Source organism: Nocardia wallacei, assembly GCF_014466955.1.
GTDB lineage: Bacteria > Actinomycetota > Actinomycetes > Mycobacteriales > Mycobacteriaceae > Nocardia > Nocardia wallacei.
Genome location: NZ_AP023396.1, coordinates 6,701,250 through 6,721,522, shown reverse-complemented (window position 1 = coordinate 6,721,522; position 20,273 = coordinate 6,701,250). Strand labels below are relative to the sequence as shown.

At 70.5% G+C, this 20,273-nt stretch carries 14 protein-coding genes and 2 pseudogenes; 8 read left to right on the top strand and 8 right to left on the bottom strand.

Translation table 11 applies throughout. The features are described from left to right. The first annotated feature begins 36 nt into the window (after positions 1-36). The 3 genes from NWFMUON74_RS29955 to glpD all read left to right on the top strand — a co-directional run bounded on the left by NWFMUON74_RS29955 (position 37) and on the right by glpD (position 4,812). Positions 37-1,347 carry a DUF8176 domain-containing protein gene (locus tag NWFMUON74_RS29955; RefSeq protein WP_187685069.1) on the top strand — a complete coding sequence of 437 codons (1,311 nt, stop codon included), beginning with the start codon at positions 37-39 and terminating at the stop codon, positions 1,345-1,347. 86 nt (positions 1,348-1,433) lie between these two features. Then, a complete protein-coding gene (locus tag NWFMUON74_RS29950; RefSeq protein ID WP_187685068.1) occupies positions 1,434-2,612 on the top strand; it encodes an aminotransferase-like domain-containing protein in 1,179 nt (392 codons plus the stop codon). Positions 2,613-3,060: 448 nt separating this feature from the next. Beyond that, a complete protein-coding gene (gene glpD / locus NWFMUON74_RS29945) occupies positions 3,061-4,812 on the top strand; it encodes a glycerol-3-phosphate dehydrogenase (RefSeq protein ID WP_187685067.1) in 1,752 nt (583 codons plus the stop codon). Positions 4,813-4,819: 7 nt separating this feature from the next. Here the strand turns inward: glpD and NWFMUON74_RS29940 are convergent, their stop codons facing one another. The 6 genes and pseudogenes from NWFMUON74_RS29940 to NWFMUON74_RS36985 form a co-directional block, all read right to left on the bottom strand. Next, positions 4,820-5,395: a TetR/AcrR family transcriptional regulator gene (locus NWFMUON74_RS29940; RefSeq protein WP_187689515.1), complete on the bottom strand. Its 576-nt coding sequence runs from the start codon at positions 5,393-5,395 to the stop codon at positions 4,820-4,822. 29 nt (positions 5,396-5,424) lie between these two features. Further along, positions 5,425-6,789, bottom strand: a complete 1,365-nt coding sequence (hpnE, locus tag NWFMUON74_RS29935) for a hydroxysqualene dehydroxylase HpnE (protein WP_187685066.1) — start codon at positions 6,787-6,789, stop codon at positions 5,425-5,427. Positions 6,790-6,878: 89 nt separating this feature from the next. Then, positions 6,879-7,055, bottom strand: a complete 177-nt coding sequence (locus NWFMUON74_RS29930) for a hypothetical protein (RefSeq protein WP_187685065.1) — start codon at positions 7,053-7,055, stop codon at positions 6,879-6,881. A 128-nt stretch (positions 7,056-7,183) separates the two neighbouring features. Continuing rightward, a pseudogene (locus NWFMUON74_RS29925) lies at positions 7,184-7,947 on the bottom strand (DNA-formamidopyrimidine glycosylase family protein). Positions 7,948-8,031: 84 nt separating this feature from the next. Next, positions 8,032-12,987 (bottom strand): Lhr family ATP-dependent helicase, encoded by a 4,956-nt coding sequence (locus NWFMUON74_RS36400; protein ID WP_425343093.1) that lies wholly within the window; start codon positions 12,985-12,987, stop codon positions 8,032-8,034. A gap of 42 nt (positions 12,988-13,029) precedes the next feature. Further along, positions 13,030-13,575 (bottom strand): annotated as a pseudogene (locus NWFMUON74_RS36985) (DEAD/DEAH box helicase); the annotation flags it as partial. An 85-nt stretch (positions 13,576-13,660) separates the two neighbouring features. Here NWFMUON74_RS36985 and NWFMUON74_RS29905 point away from each other — a divergent pair. Next, the gene (locus NWFMUON74_RS29905) at positions 13,661-14,206 is read left to right on the top strand and encodes a histidine phosphatase family protein (RefSeq protein ID WP_187685064.1); all 546 of its coding nucleotides are present in this window, start codon (positions 13,661-13,663) and stop codon (positions 14,204-14,206) included. Here the strand turns inward: NWFMUON74_RS29905 and NWFMUON74_RS29900 are convergent. Then, on the bottom strand, positions 14,151-14,801 hold the full coding sequence (locus tag NWFMUON74_RS29900; protein WP_187685063.1) for a TetR/AcrR family transcriptional regulator: 651 nt from the start codon (positions 14,799-14,801) through the stop codon (positions 14,151-14,153). The genes NWFMUON74_RS29905 and NWFMUON74_RS29900 overlap by 56 nt on opposite strands. A 67-nt stretch (positions 14,802-14,868) precedes the next feature. Here NWFMUON74_RS29900 and NWFMUON74_RS29895 point away from each other — a divergent pair, with 67 nt between their 5' ends. Together NWFMUON74_RS29895 and NWFMUON74_RS29890 are read left to right on the top strand one after the other, a co-directional pair. Continuing rightward, the gene (locus NWFMUON74_RS29895) at positions 14,869-15,816 is read left to right on the top strand and encodes a patatin-like phospholipase family protein (protein ID WP_187685062.1); all 948 of its coding nucleotides are present in this window, start codon (positions 14,869-14,871) and stop codon (positions 15,814-15,816) included. Positions 15,817-15,877: 61 nt separating this feature from the next. Then, complete coding sequence (locus NWFMUON74_RS29890) at positions 15,878-16,810, top strand: SDR family oxidoreductase (protein ID WP_187685061.1); 933 nt, start codon at positions 15,878-15,880, stop codon at positions 16,808-16,810. On the opposite strand, the gene amaB is transcribed toward NWFMUON74_RS29890, so the two are convergent. After that, entirely contained in the window at positions 16,761-18,290 is a 1,530-nt protein-coding gene (gene amaB, locus NWFMUON74_RS29885) for an L-piperidine-6-carboxylate dehydrogenase (RefSeq protein ID WP_187685060.1), read from the bottom strand. The genes NWFMUON74_RS29890 and amaB overlap by 50 nt on opposite strands. Before the next feature lie 109 nt (positions 18,291-18,399). Between amaB and NWFMUON74_RS29880 the strand changes: the two genes are divergently transcribed. Further along, the gene (locus NWFMUON74_RS29880) at positions 18,400-18,852 is read left to right on the top strand and encodes an Lrp/AsnC family transcriptional regulator (protein ID WP_187685059.1); all 453 of its coding nucleotides are present in this window, start codon (positions 18,400-18,402) and stop codon (positions 18,850-18,852) included. Between the two features lie 106 nt (positions 18,853-18,958). Continuing rightward, positions 18,959-20,272 (top strand): L-lysine 6-transaminase, encoded by a 1,314-nt coding sequence (gene lat / locus NWFMUON74_RS29875; RefSeq protein WP_187689514.1) that lies wholly within the window; start codon positions 18,959-18,961, stop codon positions 20,270-20,272. Position 20,273: the final 1 nt, after the last annotated feature.

Below are 20,273 nucleotides of genomic sequence, written 5' to 3'. Positions count from 1 at the left end.
CCCCACGGTTGTGTCATGGGGAAGGGACTGTAGGTGATGGCCTCCGAAGACGATGCCGGACGCGAGGAGTCCGGGCGGTCGGACGCACGAGACCGAGGCGAGTCGGAATTCGGCCCACCCCTCTCCGAATTCGGCCCGCCCCTGGGCGATTTCGGCCCGCCCTTGAAAGACTTCGGGCCGCCGACCGGTGAGGTCCCGGCCATCGGCTGGGTGCCCGCCGACGCGCCGGAGCGTCCCACCCTGGGCTGGCAGCCCGCCGACGCCCCGGCCGTGCCGCCGCCACCCCCGCAGTACCGCGCGCCGGATTCGAGCACGGCGGGCCCCGAAATGTCGCGTCCCGTGCAGGCGGATCCGCGCGCCGTGGAGCCGGGGTGGTCGACCGGCCCGGAAATGTCGCGGCCCGTCCCGGCGGATCCGCGCGGTGCCGAGCCGCGGCGGTCACCCGGTCCGGATTTGTCGCGTCCCGCGCAGTCGGATCCGCGCGCCGGCGAGCCGCGGCGCACGCCCGGTCCCGAGCTGTCGCGGCCCGCGCAGGCCGAATCACGCTCGGCCGCAGGGGGTTCCGCCGAGCCCAGGCGCACGTCCAATCTGGATCTGTCGCGTCCGCCGCTGGCCGGCTCACGCGGTGTCGTCCCGCGGCAGACACCACGGCCCGGCGCACCCACGCCGCCCCGCGAGAGCTCCGGCTCTCTGTGGGACGACGACGATCTGGCGAAGAAGCTGGTGGCCGCGCGCCCGACCCCGCAGCGCGAATCCTCGTCCTCGCTGTGGGACGACGACGATCTGGCCAAGAAACGCGCCGCGCCGCGCCCCGAGCCCGAGGCCGAACCGGAGAAGTCCGGCCGCAACACCCGCGTGCTCCTCGGCGGCCTGGCCGCCGCCTTCGTGGTGATCCTGGCCATCGGCGCGGTGATCGTCTTCGCCACGCGCAACAATGGGCAGGGCAGCGGCGCGGGCCCGGCGGTGGCGCCGTCCGCCGAGCCGCTGAGCTGCCCGGCCGTCTCCGACGCCCAGGTCACCATAGGCAACGGCGCCGGCGATACTTCGAGTGGCCCGCAGGCGATCCTCGGTTTCGAACACGGGTACTTCGCTGAACGCAGTGCCGTGCGAGCCCGAGCCTTCGCGGTGCCGGATGCCAACCTCGAGACGCCGGAGTTGTTGCAGAAGATCATCGAGAGCCAGGTCCCGCAGGGCACCTCCTACTGCGTGCGGATCGAGACCGTGGCCACCGATCGCTTCCTCGTCGACATCACCACCAGACATCCCGACGGCACCGCGCCCAAGTACACCGCGACCATCACGACCGTGAACCGCGACGGGAAGAACCTGATCCAACTGATCGAATAGTGTCCCATAGTATGGGATTTCGATTTCAAATTCCGGAAGGGCGCGTGTGACAATCGGCAGCACGCGCAATACTCCGGAGGTTGCCCATGTCGCCGATCACCCCACCGCTGGCGCATCGCTTGGACGGCCTGCGAAGCTCGGCGATTCGTGACCTGCTGAAGCTGACAGCGCGCGCCGATGTCATCGGGCTTGCGGGTGGGCTGCCGGATGCGGAGCTGATGCCGCGGGATCGGATCGCGCTGGCGGCCGAGTCGGCGCTGGCGGATCGTGCGCGATTGCAGTACACCGAGTCGGCGGGGTGGGGGCCACTGCGCGAGGTGCTGGCCGCCCGTGAATCGGCGCGACTGGGCCGGCCGGTGCCGATGGCGGAGGTGTTCGTCACCCACGGGTCGCAGCAGGCGCTGTCACTGCTGGGCGAGGTGCTGCTGGATCCGGGGGCGTTGGTCGTGGTCGAGGATCCGGCATATGTCGGCGCGCTGCAGGTGTTCCGTGCCGCGGGCGCGCGCGTGGTCGGTATACCGCTGGACGTCGAGGGGATGCGGATCGACGCACTGACCGAGTTGCTCGCGCGCGGCGAGCGGCCCGCCGTGGTGCACACGGTGAGCAACTTCCACAATCCCGGTGGTGTCACGATGAGCCCGGCCCGGCGCCGGGAGCTGGCGGGGCTCGCCGAGCGATACGGGTTCTGGGTGATCGAGGACGATCCGTACGGTGAATTGTGGTTCGATGAGCCCTCGCCTGAACCGGTGGCGTTCTATTCGCCCAATGTGATTCGGCTGTCGAGCGCGTCGAAGATACTGGCCCCGACCCTGCGGGCGGGGTGGATGGTGGCACCGGACGCGGTGTGCCGTGGCGTGGAACTGCTGAAGCAGGGTGCCGACCTGTGCGGTTCCGCGTTGACCCAGCAGATCACCACCGAACTGCTCGCCGACGAAGCCTGGCTGAGCGATCACGTGGACAAGGTGCGGCGTTGTTACGGTGAGCGGGCGCAAGCGCTGGTCGGCGCGCTGCGCGACCGGCTCGGCGATCGGATCGTGAGCACCGACGCGACCGGCGGCATGTTCGTCTGGGCCGACTTCACCGACGGTGTCGACACGGCGGGACTGCTGCCGCGTGCCATCGATCAGGGCGTCGCGTACGTGCCGGGCTCGGCCTTCGCTGTCACCAGCGGATATCGAAGCTCGATGCGCCTGTGCTTCACCACGTTCGATGCGCCGACGCTGCGCGAAGCAGTCGACCGTCTGGCCTCGGCCATCGCCGAATAACGCACTGCCACAGACACTTTCCGTCCGGACCGGACGGCTGCGATCTTGCTACCGGCCCATGGCGACCGTAACGTTCGAGCGGTCAATACGGGAGGAGTTCCATGATCGCGAAAATCGCTGCTGGAGTGCTTGTTATGGCGGCAGCCGGCTTGGTCGCGCCGGGCATCGCTACAGCCGGCCCCTGTCAGCCAGGCGTGCACAAGCCCGGAACCTGCACAGACACGCCGCCGCCGCCGAAGTGCCAGCCGGGTGTGCAGAAGCGCTGCGGTTCCTAGCAGCGCGACGAGAGTGACCGCGGCCCCCAGCCCCGTAGTCGGGCTGAGGGCCGCGGCCGTTCGCCGGTGGGTTACTGTGGGTGCTGGTTACTCATGGGTAGCCGAATGTGAGCTTCACCGATGGCAGGTCGATCCCGAACCCGGTAATACGGGTGGTCTGGAGGAGGCGGGCTATGACGAAGAAGGCGCAACCGCAGGGACGATCCACCGGCGATCTCGGTCCCGCGCAGCGGGCCGAGGCGTGGGAACGACTCGGCAACGATCATTTCGACATGGTGGTGATCGGTGGGGGCGTGGTCGGCGCGGGGATCGCGCTGGACGCGGCCACCCGGGGGCTGGAGGTCGCGCTGGTGGAGGCGCGCGATCTGGCGTCGGGGACGTCGAGCCGGTCGTCGAAGATGTTTCACGGCGGGCTGCGGTATCTGGAGCAGCTCGAGTTCGGGCTGGTGCGGGAGGCGCTGCACGAGCGGGAGCTGAGCCTGAAAACGCTTGCGCCGCATCTGGTCAAGCCGTTGCGCTTTCTCTACCCGCTCACCCATCGGATGTGGGAGCGGCCGTACGTGGCGTCGGGACTGGTGCTCTACGACACCATGGGCGGTGCGAAATCCGTTCCGGGACAACACCATGTCACCCGTTCGGGAGCGCTGCGGCTGGCACCCGGCCTGCGCCGCGACGCGCTGATCGGCGGGGTCACCTACTACGACACCGTGGTCGACGACGCGCGGCACACCATGACGGTGGCCCGCACGGCCGCCCACTACGGCGCCGTGATCCGTACCTCCACACAGGTCGTCGGCTTTCTGCGGGAGGCGGACCGGGTGGTGGGCGTCGAGGTGCGCGACAGCGAGGACGGCCGCACGACCGAAGTGCGCGGCCACGTGGTCGTCAATGCCACCGGGGTGTGGACCGACGAGATCCAGGCGCTGTCGCATCAGCGCGGCCGGTTTCACGTGCGCGCCTCCAAGGGCGTGCACATCGTGGTCCCGCGCGACCGGATCGCCAGCGACGCCGCACTGATCCTGCGCACCCCGACCTCGGTGCTGTTCGTCATCCCGTGGGGAAGCAATCACTGGATCGTCGGCACCACCGACACCGACTGGAACCTCGACCTCGCCCACCCCGCCGCCACCAAGGCCGATATCGACTATCTGCTCGAGCGGGTGAACAAGGTCCTGGTCACGCCGCTCACCCACGACGACATTCAGGGCGTGTACGCCGGGTTGCGCCCGCTGCTGGCGGGGGAGAGCGACGAGACGTCCAAACTGTCGCGCGAGCATGCCGTCGCGCGCCTGGCGCCGGGTCTGGTCGCCATCGCGGGCGGCAAGTACACCACCTACCGCGTGATGGCCTATGACGCGGTGGACGCCGCGGTGCAGGACATTCCGCAGCGCGTCTCGCCGAGCATCACCGACAAGGTGCCGCTGCTGGGCGCCGACGGCTACTTCGCGCTGCTCAACCAGACTCCCCATCTGGCACAGACCTACGGCGTGCACCCGTATCGGGTCGAGCACCTGCTCAACCGCTACGGTTCGCTGGTCACCCACGTGCTGGACCTGGCCGCGGGCAAACCCGAACTGCTGCATCCGATTACGGAGGCGCCCACCTATCTGCGGGTTGAGGCGGTGTACGCGGCCGCCGCCGAGGGCGCCCTGCACCTCGACGACATCCTGGCCCGCCGCACCCGCATCTCCATCGAGTACGCCCATCGCGGCGCGGACTGCGCCGAGGAGGTGGCACGGCTGGTCGCGCCGGTGCTGGGCTGGTCCGACGCCGATATCACGCGCGAGGTGGACACCTACAACGCCCGAGTCCGATCGGAGATCCAATCCCAGACCCAGCCCGACGACGAGTCGGCGGACGCCCTGCGCGCGGCGGCGCCGGAACCCCGCCCGGAAATCCTGGAGCCGGTGCCGACCGAACGGTGAAAGCCGTTCAGCGGCCGGCTGATTCGGTGTCCGCCGCCCACGCGACCAGGGTGCGCAGGTACCGCAGGACCAGGTCGTCCGGATAGTCCGCCGGGTTCTCGAGGTGGAGGCGGGCCAGTTCCTCGATGGCGGCCAACAGGATTCGTTCGGTGGGGCCGTCCGGGTCGACGGTCGTGCCGGTGAACCGAGACAGGTGGCGGGCGCCGACCCGGCGGGCGTAGGCGCGGCCGAGTTCGATGTGCTCGCGCAACTCGGGTGGCGCGCCGTCGGGCGGGCGCAGAATGATGCGCCAACTCGTCGGGGCCGCATGCAGATACGCGAGAATGCCGCGGCCGACGGTGTCCACGTCGTCCGCGGTGGCGGCCCGGTCGACGCTGCCGACACCGGCGAGTGCGATGGCTCGCTCCCGCTCCAGCAGCGCGGCCATCAGTCCGGGCAGGTCGGCGAACTGCTGGTAGATCACGGCCCGGGTCACGTCGGCGGCGCGCGCCACCCGGTCGATGCTGACCGCCGTGAAGCCCTCGGCGGCGACGATATCCCGCGTCACGTCCAGCAATTGCGCGCGCCGGTCCGCGGCCGGCATACGACGTTTTACGGCGGGACGATCGGCGCTCACGTCTGCGACGGTAGCTCGAGCAGCAGGTCCACCGCTTTCGCCGCGCTCTGTACGGCACTCTCCATCGTGGCCGACCAGTCGGTGGCGGTCCAGTCGCCCGCCAGCACCAGCGACGGCACCGAGGTCCGCTGCGGCGGCCGCAGCCCGTGCGTGCCCAGCACCTGCGAGAAGGTGGCCTTTGGCATCTTCACCGCTTGGGCCGCAACGACTTTCGCGGCCGAAGCGGCGGGGTAGTAGCGCCGAAGCAGCGCCAACTGCTCGGCGACGATCTCCTCGTTGCTCTTGTGGATCTGCTCGTAGGCCCCGCTGGTGGTCAGGCAGTACAGCCACCCGGCGCCGGTGTCGCGGCCGTGCATACGTTGCCGGTCGAACACCTCGTCGATGACTCCGGTCCCGCCGATGAGCGCCTCGAACTCGGTCTGCGTGCCCAGCGCGCGGTCCAGGTAGAGGTTGGTGCTGACGATCGGCGTGCAACCCAATTTGTCCGCGGCGGAATAGATTTCGGCATGTTCGGGGAGTTCGTCGAGCAAGCCGCCGATATTGGAGTTGGGTACGGCACAGACCACCGCGTCGGCCTCGACGACCCTGCCGTCGGCCAGCAACACCCCGGTGACCTCCCTGTCTCGAAGGTGGATCCGGCGCGCCACCGCGCGGTAGCGCACCTCCACGCCGTGCCGCTCGAACAGTTCGAGCGCGCCGGTGATGTAGAGCGTGTCCAGATCGACCGTCGGGTAGCCGATGGTCACGGGGATCCGGTTGGCCAGAGCGAGGCGCAGTCCGGTCGCCATCACGTCGGCGAAGACCTTCGCCGATTCGCGCTGCACCGGTTCGGCCGCGATACCCAGTGCCAGCCAGTCCCAGATGGCCTCGCGGGCGGTGGCGGGCATGCCGACGCGCCGGAACCACTGTTCGGTGGTGAGATCGGCCAGGTCGGCGGGCTGGTGCAGGCATTGCCACCCCAACCGCAGGGTGGCGCGCGCGGCCCGGAGCCGGTCCAGCGGGCTCGCGCTCGGATGCGCGCCGAACAGTGTCTGGAGCGCACCGGCGCCGGTGGTCACCAGGTCGGCCTTGCGGCCGTCCGGCCAGCGCAGCGTCGCTCGCTGCGGGAAGGCGACGAACCGGCGGGTGCCGATGGTTTCGAGGTAGCGGAACAGGTGGACATAACCGCTGGCGATGACGTGCTGCCCATTGTCCGGGGTGTCGTCCACCTGCTCGGCGCGCATGGCCTGCGTGCGACCGCCCAAACGGCGGCGGCGCTCCAGCAGGGTGACCTGTTTGCCGGCCTCGGCCAGCCAGACCGCGGCGGCGAGCCCGGCCAGGCCGCCTCCGATGACGACGTAGCGACGCCGGTCCTCGCCCATGGTGGGCCTCCTCACTTAACTAACAAATCGTAAGTTAAGTGGGACGCGGTGTGGGGTCAAGTATTTCGCGGATTTCGCGGTGTGATCGGTCAGTGCGGCGATGTGACGGTGGCGGGTGGCTGGTCGGTCGGCCGCGAGACCCCGCTGTGCGAGTGATGCTGCAGGAGCAGGCAGGAGAACAGGATGGTCACCACCGTCGCGATCGTGGCGACGAGCAGTTGGGTGGCGATGCCGGCGATGCGGCGCCGGGCCAGGGTCGCTGCCATCCGCCTCTCTCCTGGATGTGGGTCCTCGGGTCGATGAGAGTGTCGGACGTGGTCGTTGAAATGTTAGCAATCGAGTGGCAATAGTTTCGGCCCGGCGACAGTGCGTGCCGTCGCGACCGGTGCGCGGGCTAGCCGGGTGCGGGCTGGCAGCGCGGGCAGAAATAGATGCCGCGCTCGGAGCGGGTGGCGATGTCGTCGCCGAGCAGGTGGACGACCAGGCCGGTGCCGCAGCGTCGGCACGGTTGCCGTTGCCGCCCGTAGGCCAGCGCGCGCCAGGGCGGATGGTGGGCGGCCTCGGTGAGCACACGGTGGGCCTCGGCCACCAGGCCGGGAGGTCATCGACGGCGGCGACCGGGGTGGCCGGGTGGACGCGGCGCAGGAAGCAGATCTCGCTGCGGTAGATGTTGCCGATTCCGGCGAGATTGCGCTGGTCGAGCAGGGCGAGGCCGATCGGCTGGTCCGGATGCCGGGCCAATCGCCGGACCGCCTCGCCCGCATCCCAATTCGGTCCCAGCAGGTCCGGGCCGAGATGGTCGACGACGGTGTGCTCGTCGGCGCGGGTGAGCACCTCGACCAGTCCGAGGGAGAATCCGACGGCCTCCGCGTCGGCGGTGGCCAGCACCAGCCGTGCCGTGAAGCCCGGTTTGGTCCAGCGCTGGCCGGGCCGGTAGACCCGCCACACGCCCTCCATTTTCAGGTGGGTGTGGATGCTCGCGGTCGGCGTCCGGACGAACAGGTGCTTGCCGTAACTGCCGACCTCCTCGACCCGCTGCCCGCGCAGATCGAGCGTGGCAAAGCGCGGAACACGGAAGTCCGTGCGCGTCAGCACCTTTCCAGCAAGCGCTCGTCGCAGGCGGGCCGCGGCGAGATAGACGGTGTCACCCTCGGGCATTCGGGCCTCGCTGTCGAGAGCTGAAAGACGCTGTCCGCCAAGGGTTTACGGGATTCGTGCGCGGCGACCGGCGACGGGGGCCGCTCACGGCTTGCCGCGCAATCGGAAACCGCGGGGCGTCGCGGCGAAACCCGCCTCCGTGAGGAAGGTGGCGAAGGTGTTCCCGTGCACGGATTCCCCGTCCACCCGGTCGATCACCAGCGAGTCGACCCGGCGGTCGTGGACGAGCGCGGCGAGGGCGGCGGCGGACCGCGCGCGAATCCGCGGGTCCTCGGTGAAGGTGAGCAGGGTCTTGCCGCCGCGCTCGAGGTACAGGGCGAGTTCGCCGTCGGCGAGCACCACCAGGGCACCGGCCTTGCGGCCCGGTCGGTGGCCACCGCCTTCCGGGCCCTTCGGCCACGGTAGCGCCGCGCCGTAGGGGTTGGCCGGATCGCAGGCCGCCAGCGCCAGCGTCGTGCCCTCGTCGCGCCGCGGGCGCTCGGTGTCGAACGTTCGCAGCCGGTCGACGACGTCGGTGGTGGAGAACTGCGCGCCGCCCAGCGAATCCACGAAGTAACCGCGACGGCAGCGGCCGCGGTCCTCGAATTCGGTGAGCACGCGGTACAACAGGGCGAAACCGCCCGGAACGCCCTCGCCCTGTACCGACCCGCGGGTGAGCACACCGTATCGCTCCAGCAACACATCGGCGGTGGCGTGAGCGCGAATCGTGTTGTCCGAGGCACGTTCCGGAAGCAGTGACCAGCGCCCGGCCGCACTCGGCGGCCCGGTCCGCGTCGGCATGGTCGCCCGGGGCAGATACACCCGCCCGCGCGGGGTGCGACGCGGTGCGCGGTGTGCCGTGGTACTGCGGGTGGTTCCCGACAGCATGGCCCGCACCGGCGTAAAGGTATCTCCGGCGACATAACCGGCCCACACCAGTTCCCACAGCGCCGCCACCACCGCGGCATCATCGAGCAGCCCGGTGGCATCGGAAAGCTGCCGGAAGAAGTAAGCCCCACCCGCACCCGGCACCACCTGAACACGCCCGGAGGTCACCCCCACCGTCGAATCCGCCGGTGCCTCAGTGTTGTTCGGCGGGGCGGTGTCGTTCTGTGATGTGCTTCGAGTGTGGCTGGATGCCGCGCCCGCTGCTGAATTGGCCGGTGCCTCAGTGTCATTCGGCGGGGCGGTGTCGTTCTGTGATGTGCTTCGAATGCGGCTGGATGCCGCGCCCGCTGCTGAATTGGCCGGTGCCTCAGCGTCATTCGGCGGGGTGGTGTCGCTCTGCGATGTGCCTTGAATGTGGCTGGATGCGGTGCCTGCTGCTGAATTGGCCGGTGCCTCAGTGTCGTTCGGCGGGGCGGTGTCGCTCTGTGGCGTGGCTGGCTGTGGGGCGGCCCAGCTGTTCGAGGCGGTGGACGGCCCATTGTCGCGGGGTGCTGTGGGGTCCGCGCCTGGTGCCGGACGGGTCCTGGTTCGAGGCGGGCTGGTCGCCGGGCGGGGGCTACTGCGGGAAGGTGTGGTGTGAGCTGGTGTTTCAGGGCCCGAGGCGGGGGATTCGGGGATGATCGTGGCGCCCAGGGTGAGGAGCAGTTGCAGCTGGGTTTCGGTGAAGTCGATGTCGTCGGGGGGTGGGAGGGTGAGGTTCGCTTGGTCGGCGGGATGTAGGGCGATCCAGCCGTCCTTGGCGGTGATCGAGCCGTGGCCGGACCAGATGACCTCGCCGGTGGCGAGTAGTTCGTCGAGCATGGCGGGGGAGTAGTCGCGGACTCGGGACGGGAGGATCAGCGATTCCCAGGCGGATGCCGGAATGGGTACTCCCGCAAGCTGTTCCACCACCGTGGCGACCCCGTCCACACCGCGCAGTTCGCCGGTGCCGACGTGTTGCCAGGCGGGCAGGAAGCGGGCGAACGCCGCCGTCGCGACCGGTTCCACCTCCTTGCGGGCGGCGGCCAGCGACCGTCGGCGCAGTCTCCGCAGTACCTGGCTGTCGCACCATTCGGTGCCCGCCGAGCCCGGCGTGAATTCGCCTTCCACGACGCGTTTCTCGCCGGCGAGTCGATGCAGCGCGGTGGCGGCGACCGCGGGGCCGATCCCGAAGCGGCGGGCGACCGCGTCCAGGGTGAACGGGCCGTGCGTGCGGGCGTAGCGGCCGACCAGATCGCCCAGCGGATCGGCGACGGGTTCGATGAAGGCGGCGGGCGTACCGATCGGCAGTGGCACGCCCAGCGCGTCGCGCAGCCGGGACGCGTCCTCCACCACCGCCCACCAGCTCGCCCCGGCGAACGAGACCGCCAGCGCGCGACGGGTTCTCGCCAGCTCCTCGAACCATGGTCGCGGATCGTCCAGGCATCGCTGCGCGGCCTCCTCGGCCGTGAGCGGGCCGAGCAGGCGCAGTAGATCGGCGAGGCCCTCGGCGTCGCGGGCCTGCCGCTCGGGCGTCAGCCGCTGTAGTTCCCGCTCGGTCTGTTCGAGTACCGCCGCGTCCAGCAGCTCGCGCAGTTCGACCCGGCCCAGCAGCTCGGCCAGCAGGGCGGAATCCAGCGACAGGGCGGCGGCGCGGCGTTCGGCCAGCGGGCTGTCGCCCTCGTACATGAACTGGCCGATGTAGTCGAACAGCAGCGCGTTGGCGAACGGTGACGGCGCGGCGGTCTCCACCTCCACCAGCCGCAGCTTGCGCCGGGCCACTCCGGCCAGCAGCTCCCGCAGCGCCGCCAGGTCGTAGACGTCCTGCAGGCATTCGCGCGCCGTCTCCAGCAGGATCGGGAAATCGGGGAATTTGCGTGCCACATCGAGCAATTGGGCGGAGCGCTGTCGCTGCTGCCACAGCGGGGCGCGGCGGCCCGGATCGCGGCGCGGCAGCAGCAGTGCCCGCGCCGCGCACTCCCGAAAGCGGGACGCGAACAGCGCCGAGGCGCCGACCTGCTCGGTCACCAGTTCATCGATCTCGTCCGGCTCGAACACGAACAGCTCGGCGCCGGGCGGGTCGTCGGTGGTGTCGGGCAGTCGGACCACGACGCCGTCGTCGGAGGCCGTGGGCGCGGCGTCCACCCCGAACCGTTCGCGCAGCCGCGAGCCCACCGCCAGCGCCCACGGGGCGTGCACCGGCAGCCCGTACGGCGAGTGCAGGATCAGCCGCCAGTCGCCGAGCTCGTCGCGGAAACGCTCCACCAGCAGCAAACGATCGGTCGGCAGATGCCCCGTGGCCTGCCGCTGATCCGCCAGCAGCGACACCAGATTCGCCGTCGCGAACTCATCCAGCCCGGCGGCATGCACCACCTGCTCGAGATCATTCAGCTCGGCAGCCGCCCTCGCGAGGACCGGTGGTCGCGCACGACCGGACTCACCGGCAACCCGTGCCTTCGCCGCGGACCCGCCGGTACGCGGATGCGCCCGGGTGCCCCGCCCTACGGACTCCGCGACATCCCCACCCGAAGGTTCCTCGGCAGCGGAGGTCTCCGCGGCATCGGGAGGTTCTGTAGCACCGGAGGGCTGTGCGGCTTTCGGATGTTCCGTGGTGCTGTGGGTCGCTGCGGCGTCGGGTGATTCCTCGGCGGTGGGGGTCTTCGCGGAGTTGGGTGGTTCTGTAGCGCCAGGGGGCTGTGCGGCTTTCGGAGGTTCGGTGGTGCTGTGGGGTGCTGTGGCATTTGGGGTGGTCGTGGCGTTGCGGGGTGCTGTGGTGTGCTTCGGTTCCGGTGTGTTGGCCGGGGCGGTGGCTTGACTGTCGTCGGTGTAGAGGGCGGCGGGTGGCCGAGGTGCCGGGTGGAGTAGTGCGTTCAGTTGGGTGGTGGGGGCGCGGTCGACCGCTTGGCTCGCCTTGCGGATGAATTCGCCCAGGGCTGCGCCCAGTTCGGCGGGGCGGCCGAGGGAATCGCCGTGCCAGAACGGGAGGCGGCCGGGTAGACCGAAGGCGGGGGAGACCAGGACGCGGTCGTGGGTGATCTCCTCGATGCGCCAGCTCGTCGCGCCCAGGGCGAACACGTCGCCGACGCGGGACTCGTAGACCATCTCCTCGTCGAGTTCGCCTACGCGCGAGGCACGTTCGCCGACCATGAAGACCGGGAACAGGCCGCGGTCGGGGATCGCGCCGCCGGAGGTGACCGCGAGTCGCTGCGCGCCGGGGCGGCCGGTGACCGTGCCGGAGTCGCGATCCCACACCACGCGCGGGCGCAGCTCGGCGAACTCGTCGGAGGGGTAGCGGCCCGACAGCAGATCCAGTACCGACTCGTAGGCCGACCGCGGCAGCGACGCGTAACTGCCGGTGCCCCGGACGGTTTCGAACCAGGTGTCGGCGTCGATCGGCTCCAGCGCGCAGGCCGCGACCGTCTGCTGGGCCAGGATGTCCAGTGGGTGGGCGGGCATCCGCAGCTCCTCGATCTGCCCGGCCGACATCCGCATCGACGCCACGGCGCAGTGGACGACGTCGGTGCGGTGCTTCGGGAAGATCACGCCGCGCGACACCTCGCCGACCTGATGCCCGGCCCGCCCGACCCGCTGCAGCCCGCTCGCCACCGACGGGGGTGCCTCCACCTGGACCACCAGGTCCACCGCGCCCATATCGATCCCGAGTTCCAGGCTGCTGGTGGCGACCACGCACCGCAGCCGACCGCTCTTCAGATCGTCCTCGATGAGCGCGCGCTGCTCCTTGCTCACCGATCCGTGATGGGCGCGCGCCAGCAACGCCGAACCACCGTGCGTCACCTCGGTGGACGGGCCCAGCTGGGCGGGCGGGGCGTGCTCCGACGCGACGGGCTCGCCGAGCCGTTCGGCGTACGCCTCGTTCAGCCGGGCCGTGAGCCGCTCGGACAGCCGCCGAGAATTGGCGAACACGATCGACGAGCGGTGCGCCAGCACGAGATCCACGATCGCCGAATCGACGTGCGGCCAGATCGAGCCCGGATTGTCCGACTCGGCGGTCTGGTCCGGCTCCGTCATATCGGCCACGGGCACCCGCACCGACAGGTCGAACGTCTTCGGAGCCGGGGGCGACACGATCGTGATCGGCGCGGAACCCACCAGGAACCGGCCCACCTCCGCGGGCGGCCGGACCGTCGCCGACAGCCCGATGCGCTGGGCGGGCCGCTCGGTGAGCAGATCCAGCCGGGCCAGCGACAGGGCCAGATGCGCGCCGCGTTTGGAGCCCGCGATGGCGTGCACCTCGTCGACGATCACGGTGTGCACCTCGCTCAAGGTCTCGCGGGCCGCCGAGGTGAGCATGAGGAACAGGGATTCGGGAGTGGTGATCAGGATGTCGGGCGGGGTGCGCTGCAACGTGCGCCGGGCCGCCGCCGTGGTGTCGCCCGAGCGCACGCCCACGCTGATCTCCGGAGCGGGCAGGCCGAGCCGTTTCGCGGTCTGCGTGACGCCCACCAGCGGGGCCCTCAGATTGCGCTCGACATCGACGGCGAGCGCCTTCAGCGGCGAGATGTAGAGCACCGACGTCTTGCGCGCGGTGTCCGACGGCTCCCGCGCGGCCAGCCTGTCGATCGCCCACAGGAACGCCGACAGCGTCTTGCCCGAGCCGGTCGGCGCGACGACCAGTGTGTGTTCCCCGGCCGAAATGGCCTGCCACGCGCCCAGCTGAGCGGCCGTCGGCGCCGGGAAGGCGCCGCCGAACCACTCCTGGGTGGGGCGGGAGAACTGATCCATGGGCCCCAGTGTGCACCCGAGCACCGACAGGTGAACCGCCACCGGCTCGTGGCACGGTTTTGCGCAGCGCCGTACGCTGCCCTCCGTGCGGAAGGTGCTGCGGGTCGATCTGGTCAGCCACGCCATGACCGACGCGCTGCGCGGAGCGCGTTTCCCGACCGACGAGCCACTGACCGAGGCCGGTCGCCGCGCCGCCGCCGCCCGCGACCGTCTCCGGGCCGATCGGGTCCGCACCGCGCCCGAGCGCCGAGCGGTCGAAACGGCGGCGCTGCTGGATTTGGCGGGCGAACAAGACGCTCGGCTACGCGATCTGGACGCGGGCGCGTGGCGCGGCGCGGAACTGACCTCGGTGCCACCGGACGAGCTGCACGCCTGGCTGACCGACCCGGAGTTCCGCGGGCACGGCGGCGAGGCCGTCGTCGATGTGGTCGAGCGGGCCCGGCAGTGGCTGACCGCTGTCGCGCACGAGGACACCCCGACCGTCGCCGTGACTCATCCCGCGGTCATCCGCGCCGCCCTGCTCGTCGTGCTCGATGCCCCGCCGAAGTCGTTCTGGCGCATGGACATCCCGCCGCTCAGCGTGACCCGGCTGCACTACCGCGGCGAGTGGACGCTGCGCTTCGCCGCGTGACGGGCGGCCCGGGCCGCACCAGCGTCCGCACCGCGTCGGTGATCAGCCGGGCGGGCAGGGACGGATCGATCGCCCGCTGGATGCCCAGCCCGAGGCCCATGCTCAGCACGGTCGTGGCGGCATCCGCGGCGGACATCGGCAGCCGCGCGCCGAAGGCGTCGGCCAGCGTCTCGAGCTGAGCGGCGACCATGCCGCGCACCAGCGCCAGGTTCGACACCAGCGCGGCCTGCAACTGCGGGTCCTCGCGGGCGACGATGGCGAACTCGAATTCCAGCATGGTCCAGCCGACATCGCCCAGGGTGCGCTCGGCCCATTCCTGAAACCGCGCCAGCCGCTGCTCCAGATCGCCCTCGTCGGCCAGCAGCGCGCTGATCTCGGTGAACTTCCGTTCGTGAATATCAGCGAGCACGTCGAGGCAGAGCTGGGACTTGGTGCGGAAGTTGGAGTAGACCGCGCCCTTGGAATACCCGGCCGCGTCGGCGACCCGCTCCAGACTCGTGCGCGCGTAGCCCTCGGTCAGGAACAGGTCACGCGCGGTCGCGAGCAGATCGGCGCGGGTGCGGGCCTGGCTCTCGGAGCGGGTCAGTCGGGCCATAGCGAGATTCTAGGTACCGATGGGTTTCGGATACCGGCGGTATTTGAATTCTGATATGTTCGCAACTATGAGTAACGGCAACCGGCCGCAACGGCGTGGTCTGGTGATCGGGTGTGGCGGCACGCTGGGTGCGGCATGGATCGTCGCGGCGCTGGCGGCGGTGCGCGACGCGCTGGACTGGGATCCGCGCACGGCGGACGTGCTGGTGGGCACCTCGGCGGGCGCGGAGCTGGTGACCGTGCTGGGCAGCGGCGTGGGCGTCGACGAGCTGGTCGCCATGCAGGACGACAGCACCACCCATCCGGTCCTGGCGCGGCATCTGCGCAGCGGGCCGGGCCGGTTTCCGCCACTGCCCCGGCTTTCGGTGGGGGCGCCGCGAATGGCCTTGCACCGCAGTCGTTCCCAGCAGCGGTTGCTGACCGCGGGCAGCGGTCTGCTCCCGGTCGGTGGCGGAGATGCGGGATGGCTGGAACGGCTGGCGACGGATCTGAATCCGGGCCGATCATGGGTCGCGCATCCGGCGACCTGGCTGGTCGCCATGGACTACGCGACCGGCGAACGAGTGCCCTTCGGCGCGCCGGGCGCTCCCGAGGCCCCGATCGGCGCGGCCCTGCGGGCCTCGTGGGCGGTGCCGGGCTGGTTCCCGCCGGTGCGAATCGGCGGGCGCCGCTACATCGACGGTGGCGCCGCGTCCACCGCATCGGTGGACCTGCTGGTTCCCTACGACCTGGACGAGCTGGTGGTGCTGGCGCCGATGGCGTCGACCGGCCGCATCCCGGCGGCCGGGCCGGGACACTATCTCGAGCGCCAGCTGCGAAACCGTATGAGCGCCAAGCTGGACGCGGAGATCGCGGCGGTCCGCGCCGCGGGCACCCGGGTGTTGCGCGTGGACGTCACGGCCGCCGACCTGGCCGTGATGGGTCCGAATTTCATGGACGGCCGCCGTCGCCGGGACACCTTCGAGCACAGCCTGCGCAGCACCCGCCGGACGCTCGAGCGAAGCGAATTCGTGTGAGCGGGCGCGGTGTCGTCCCTCGGACGAGGCGGTGCGCCCGGTGGGCGAGAAAGGAAGCACGATGAACGTTTTCGGGACGGGTTATCCGGCCATCGATCTGCGCGAGGCCCGGGTGCTCATCACCGGCGGCGGGCGCGGGATCGGCCAGGCGACCGCGGAGTTGTTCGCGGGCAAAGGATCTCGGGTCGCCGTCGCGGATGTCGACGGGGCCGCGGCGCGGGCGGTCGCGGCGGCGCTCGGCGGGCGGGCCTACGAACTCGACGTGCGCGACCGCGCGGGATGGGCCGCGGTGGTCGCCGATCTCGGCGGTGTCGACGTGCTGGTCAACAATGCCGGGGTGATGCCCGCCGGAGCGTTCCTGGCGGAGCCGGATGCGGTGGGGCACACCACGATCGACGTCAATGTGTGGGGCCTGATCCACGGGATGCGCGCTGTGGTGCCGGGGATGACCGAGCGGGGGCGCGGGCATGTCGTGAACGTGGCCTCGCTGGCGGGGAAGATTCCGCTGCCCGGGCTGGCCGTGTACAACGCCAGCAAGTTCGCCGCCGTCGGTCTGTCGGCGGCGACCCGGCTGGAGTTCGCCGAGCACGGCGTCAGCGTCAGCTGCGTGCTGCCCTCGGCGGTGCGCACCCGGCTGTCGTCGGGGCTCGCGCTCGGCCACGGCCTGCCGACGGTCGACCCGGAGGATGTCGCCGCCGCGATCGTGAAGACCTGCCGGACCCGCCGCGCAGAGGTGGCCGTCCCGGGCTACCTCGACCCCGTCGACCTCGCCCTGGCCGCCGCCCCGGAACCGGCCGTGCGCCTGGTCCGTCGTCTCTTCCGCGGCGATCGTGCCCTGCACCCGTCGGACCGGCAGACCCGCGCCGCCTACGAGAACCAGATCCGCGCCATCGCCGAGAATTCCGGCGAGGACCGACCCGACATCCGGAACACCGACCGCACCGCTATCCGAACCGAATACCTTGGGCCAGAGGGAGTTCCGAGGAATAGTTGATCGTGTTGGTGGCGCGCCGCATATAAGCCTTCCAGGCGTCCGAACCGGATTCGCGACCACCTCCGGTGTGCTTCTCGCCCCCGAAAGCGCCGCCGATCTCCGCGCCCGAGGTGCCGATATTGACGTTGGCGATACCACAGTCGGAGCCGTCGGCGGCCAGGAAACGCTCGGCTTCGCGCTGGTCGCCGGTGAAGATCGCCGACGAAAGCCCCTGCGGCACACCGTTGTGCAGCGTGATGGCGGCATCGAAATCCTCATAGGTGAGCACGTACAGGATGGGCGCGAAGGTCTCCTCGCGGACCACCGCCGTCTGGGCGGGCATGCGGACGATCGCCGGGCGCACGTAATACGAGTCCTCCCCGGAAACCATGAGACGCTCCGCGCCGCAGACCAATTCGCCGCCGTCGGCCACGGCGCGGGCGATCGCCTCCTGCATCGCCGCGTAGGCCCGGCCGTTGATCAGCGGCCCCACCAGCACGTCGTCCTCCAGCGGATTACCCACGCGCAGTTGGTGATACGCCTGCTCGATGCGTCCCACCAGTGCATCCGCCACGTCGGCATGGGCGATGAGCCGCCGCAGCGTGGTGCACCGTTGCCCCGCCGTGCCGGCCGCGGCGAAAACCACACCGCGCGTGGCCAGTTCCAGATCGGCCGAGGGTGCGACGACGGCGGCGTTGTTGCCGCCCAGCTCCAGCAGGCAGCGACCGAACCGGGCCGCCACCCGCGGACCGACCGCGCGTCCCATCCGCACCGACCCGGTCGCGCTCACCAGCGCGATCCGCTCGTCGTCGACCAGGTGCTCACCCACCTCCACACCGCCCTGGATCAGCTGGTGGATCTCCGGATCGGCGCCGACCTCCGCTGCCGCCCGCCGCAGCAGGGCGTGGCAGGCCAGCGCGGTCAACGGCGTTGTCTCCGAGGGCTTCCAGACCACCGTGTCCCCGCACACCAGCGCGACCGCGGTGTTCCACGACCAGACCGCGACCGGGAAATTGAACGCCGACACCACCCCCACGACCCCCAGCGGGTGCCAGGTTTCCAGCAGCCGGTGACCGGGCCGCTCCGAGGCCATCGTGCGCCCGTACAGCTGGCGCGACAGCCCCACCGCGAACTCGCAGATATCGATCATCTCCTGGACCTCGCCGCGGGCCTCGGCGCCGATCTTGCCCGCTTCCAGCGTCACCAGCTCGGCCAGCTCGCCGAGATGCTCTGCGAGCAACTGCCCGAGGCGGCGGACCACCGCGGCCCGTCGCGGTGCGGGAACGGTGCGCCAATCCCGAAAGGCACTGGCCGCCTTGTCGATCGCCTCGTCCACCGCGGCCGCCGGGCTCGGACGCAGACTCGCCAGTTCGCCGCCGGTGATGGGCGTGCGCGCGGGCAGGGCGCCGGGTTCGGGCAGCGCGGCGCGGAGGTCGCGCAGGCGGCGTTCGGCGCGGTCGCGCAGGTGGCCGGTGTCGATTGTGGTCGGTGCTGAGGTCATCGGTTCCTCCCTGTCCGAGGGTGGCTTTCGCGGCGTCGCGGCCCGTGTCCGGCGGCCGTCGCGGATCGGTTCCTGCCACGAGTCCGGTTTGCTGGGTTAGCCTTCGCTGATGGCGGATGCACCTGCGAAACCTGCTCTCGACGACATCGATCGACTGCTCATTCGGGAATTGATGGCCGACGGCCGGGCCACGCTCTCCAATCTGGCGGAGAAGGCGAACCTTTCGGTGTCGGCGGTGCAGTCCAGGGTGCGTCGGCTCGAGGCGCGCGGGGTGATCCGCGGTTACACGGCCAAGGTGGATCCCGAGGCGCTGGGCCAGCTGCTGTCGGCATTCGTCGCCATCACTCCTCTCGACCCCTCGCAGCCCGACGACGCTCCCGCACTGCTGCAGCACATCCCGGGCATCGAGGAGTGCCACTCGGTGGCCGGCGAGGAGAGCTATGTGCTGCTGGTTCGGGTGGCCTCGCCCCGGCATCTGGAGCAGTTGCTGCAGGAGATCCGGGCCACGGCCAACGTCCGGACGCGAAGCACCATCATCCTGCAGACATTCTATGACAGATGAGTCTCGATCGTAATCTTTACGAAGTGTCGTAGCGAAAGCGTAAAAATTTGCGTAATCTGCCAGTGTGACCCTCGAACTGGAGCGCCCGGGGGCGGTTGCCGACGACATGCAGGTCACCCCCGCTCGGGTACACGAGATCCTGTCCGCGAACATCCTCGCCGACGGTTTCGAGCTGGTGCTGGATCTACGCGCCTCGCGTGGTCGGCGCCTGGTCGACGCCCGCGACGGCACGGCCTACCTGGACATGTTCGGCTTCTTCGCCTCCTCGGCGCTGGGCATGAACCATCCCGCGCTTGCCGAGGACGCCTCGTTTCGCGACGAGCTCGCCACGGCCGCACTGAACAAGCCGAGCAACTCCGACATCTACACCGTCGAGATGGCGCGCTTCGTGGACACTTTCGCGCGGGTGCTCGGCGATCCCGCACTGCCGCACCTGTTCTTCATCGACGGCGGCGGCCTCGCGGTGGAGAACGCGCTCAAGGTCGCCTTCGACTGGAAGAGCCGCCACAACGAAATGCGCGGCCGCCCAGCCGAACTGGGCACCAAGGTGCTGCACCTGACCGGCGCCTTCCACGGCCGCACGGGCTACACGCTGTCGCTGACCAACACCGACCCGGTGAAAACCGCGCGCTTCCCGTCCTTCGGCTGGCCGCGCGTCGACACCCCGTATCTGGCCGGGGACATCGACATCGAGGCGGCGGAGGCCCGCGCGCTGGCGCAGGCGCGCGCCGCGTTCGCCGAAAACCCGCACGACATAGCCTGTTTCATCGCCGAGCCGATCCAGGGCGAGGGCGGCGACCGGCATCTGCGTCCGGAATTCCTGCGCGCGATGCAGGCGCTGTGCCACGACAACGACGCGCTGTTCGTGCTCGACGAGGTGCAGACCGGCGTGGCCGCGACCGGAAGCCTCTGGGCCTACCGGCAATTGGGGCTGCGCCCGGACGTCGTCGCCTTCGGCAAGAAGACCCAGGTGTGCGGCGTGATGGCGGGCGGTCGCGTGGACGAGGTGCCCGACAACGTCTTCGCGGTGAGTTCCCGGCTCAACTCCACCTGGGGCGGCAATCTCACCGACATGGTGCGGGCCCGCCGCATCCTCGAGGTGATCGAGCGCGAGGAGCTGGCCGCACGGGCCGGTCGCCTCGGCGCGCATCTGCTGGACCGGCTGGTCGGGCTGGCCGAGCGGCATCCGGCCGTCACCGACCCGCGCGGTCGCGGCCTGCTGTGCGCGCTCACGCTGCCCTCGGCGCAGCGGCGCGACGCCGTCGTCACCGAGCTGCGCGAGCGTGAGCATGTCCTCATCCTCGGCACCGGGGAGCGCGGCCTCCGGTTCCGGCCGCCGCTGACGGTGACGGAGGCGGAGCTGGACGAGGCCGTGGACGCGCTGGACCGGGTCCTGAGCCGACCGGCTCCCGGCGCGTGAC

Excerpts from the sequence above, each read along its gene's own strand:
- NWFMUON74_RS29955 (WP_187685069.1), top strand. The coding sequence starts at position 37 with ATGGCCTCCGAAGACGATGCCGGACGCGAGGAGTCCGGGCGGTCGGAC.
- NWFMUON74_RS29950 (WP_187685068.1), top strand. The coding sequence starts at position 1,434 with ATGTCGCCGATCACCCCACCGCTGGCGCATCGCTTGGACGGCCTGCGA.
- glpD (WP_187685067.1), top strand. The coding sequence starts at position 3,061 with ATGACGAAGAAGGCGCAACCGCAGGGACGATCCACCGGCGATCTCGGT.
- NWFMUON74_RS29940 (WP_187689515.1), bottom strand. The coding sequence starts at position 5,395 with ATGCCGGCCGCGGACCGGCGCGCGCAATTGCTGGACGTGACGCGGGAT.
- hpnE (WP_187685066.1), bottom strand. The coding sequence starts at position 6,789 with ATGGGCGAGGACCGGCGTCGCTACGTCGTCATCGGAGGCGGCCTGGCC.
- NWFMUON74_RS29930 (WP_187685065.1), bottom strand. The coding sequence starts at position 7,055 with ATGGCAGCGACCCTGGCCCGGCGCCGCATCGCCGGCATCGCCACCCAA.
- NWFMUON74_RS29900 (WP_187685063.1), bottom strand. The coding sequence starts at position 14,801 with ATGGCCCGACTGACCCGCTCCGAGAGCCAGGCCCGCACCCGCGCCGAT.
- NWFMUON74_RS29895 (WP_187685062.1), top strand. The coding sequence starts at position 14,869 with ATGAGTAACGGCAACCGGCCGCAACGGCGTGGTCTGGTGATCGGGTGT.
- NWFMUON74_RS29890 (WP_187685061.1), top strand. The coding sequence starts at position 15,878 with ATGAACGTTTTCGGGACGGGTTATCCGGCCATCGATCTGCGCGAGGCC.
- amaB (WP_187685060.1), bottom strand. The coding sequence starts at position 18,290 with ATGACCTCAGCACCGACCACAATCGACACCGGCCACCTGCGCGACCGC.
- NWFMUON74_RS29880 (WP_187685059.1), top strand. The coding sequence starts at position 18,400 with ATGGCGGATGCACCTGCGAAACCTGCTCTCGACGACATCGATCGACTG.
- lat (WP_187689514.1), top strand. The coding sequence starts at position 18,959 with ATGCAGGTCACCCCCGCTCGGGTACACGAGATCCTGTCCGCGAACATC.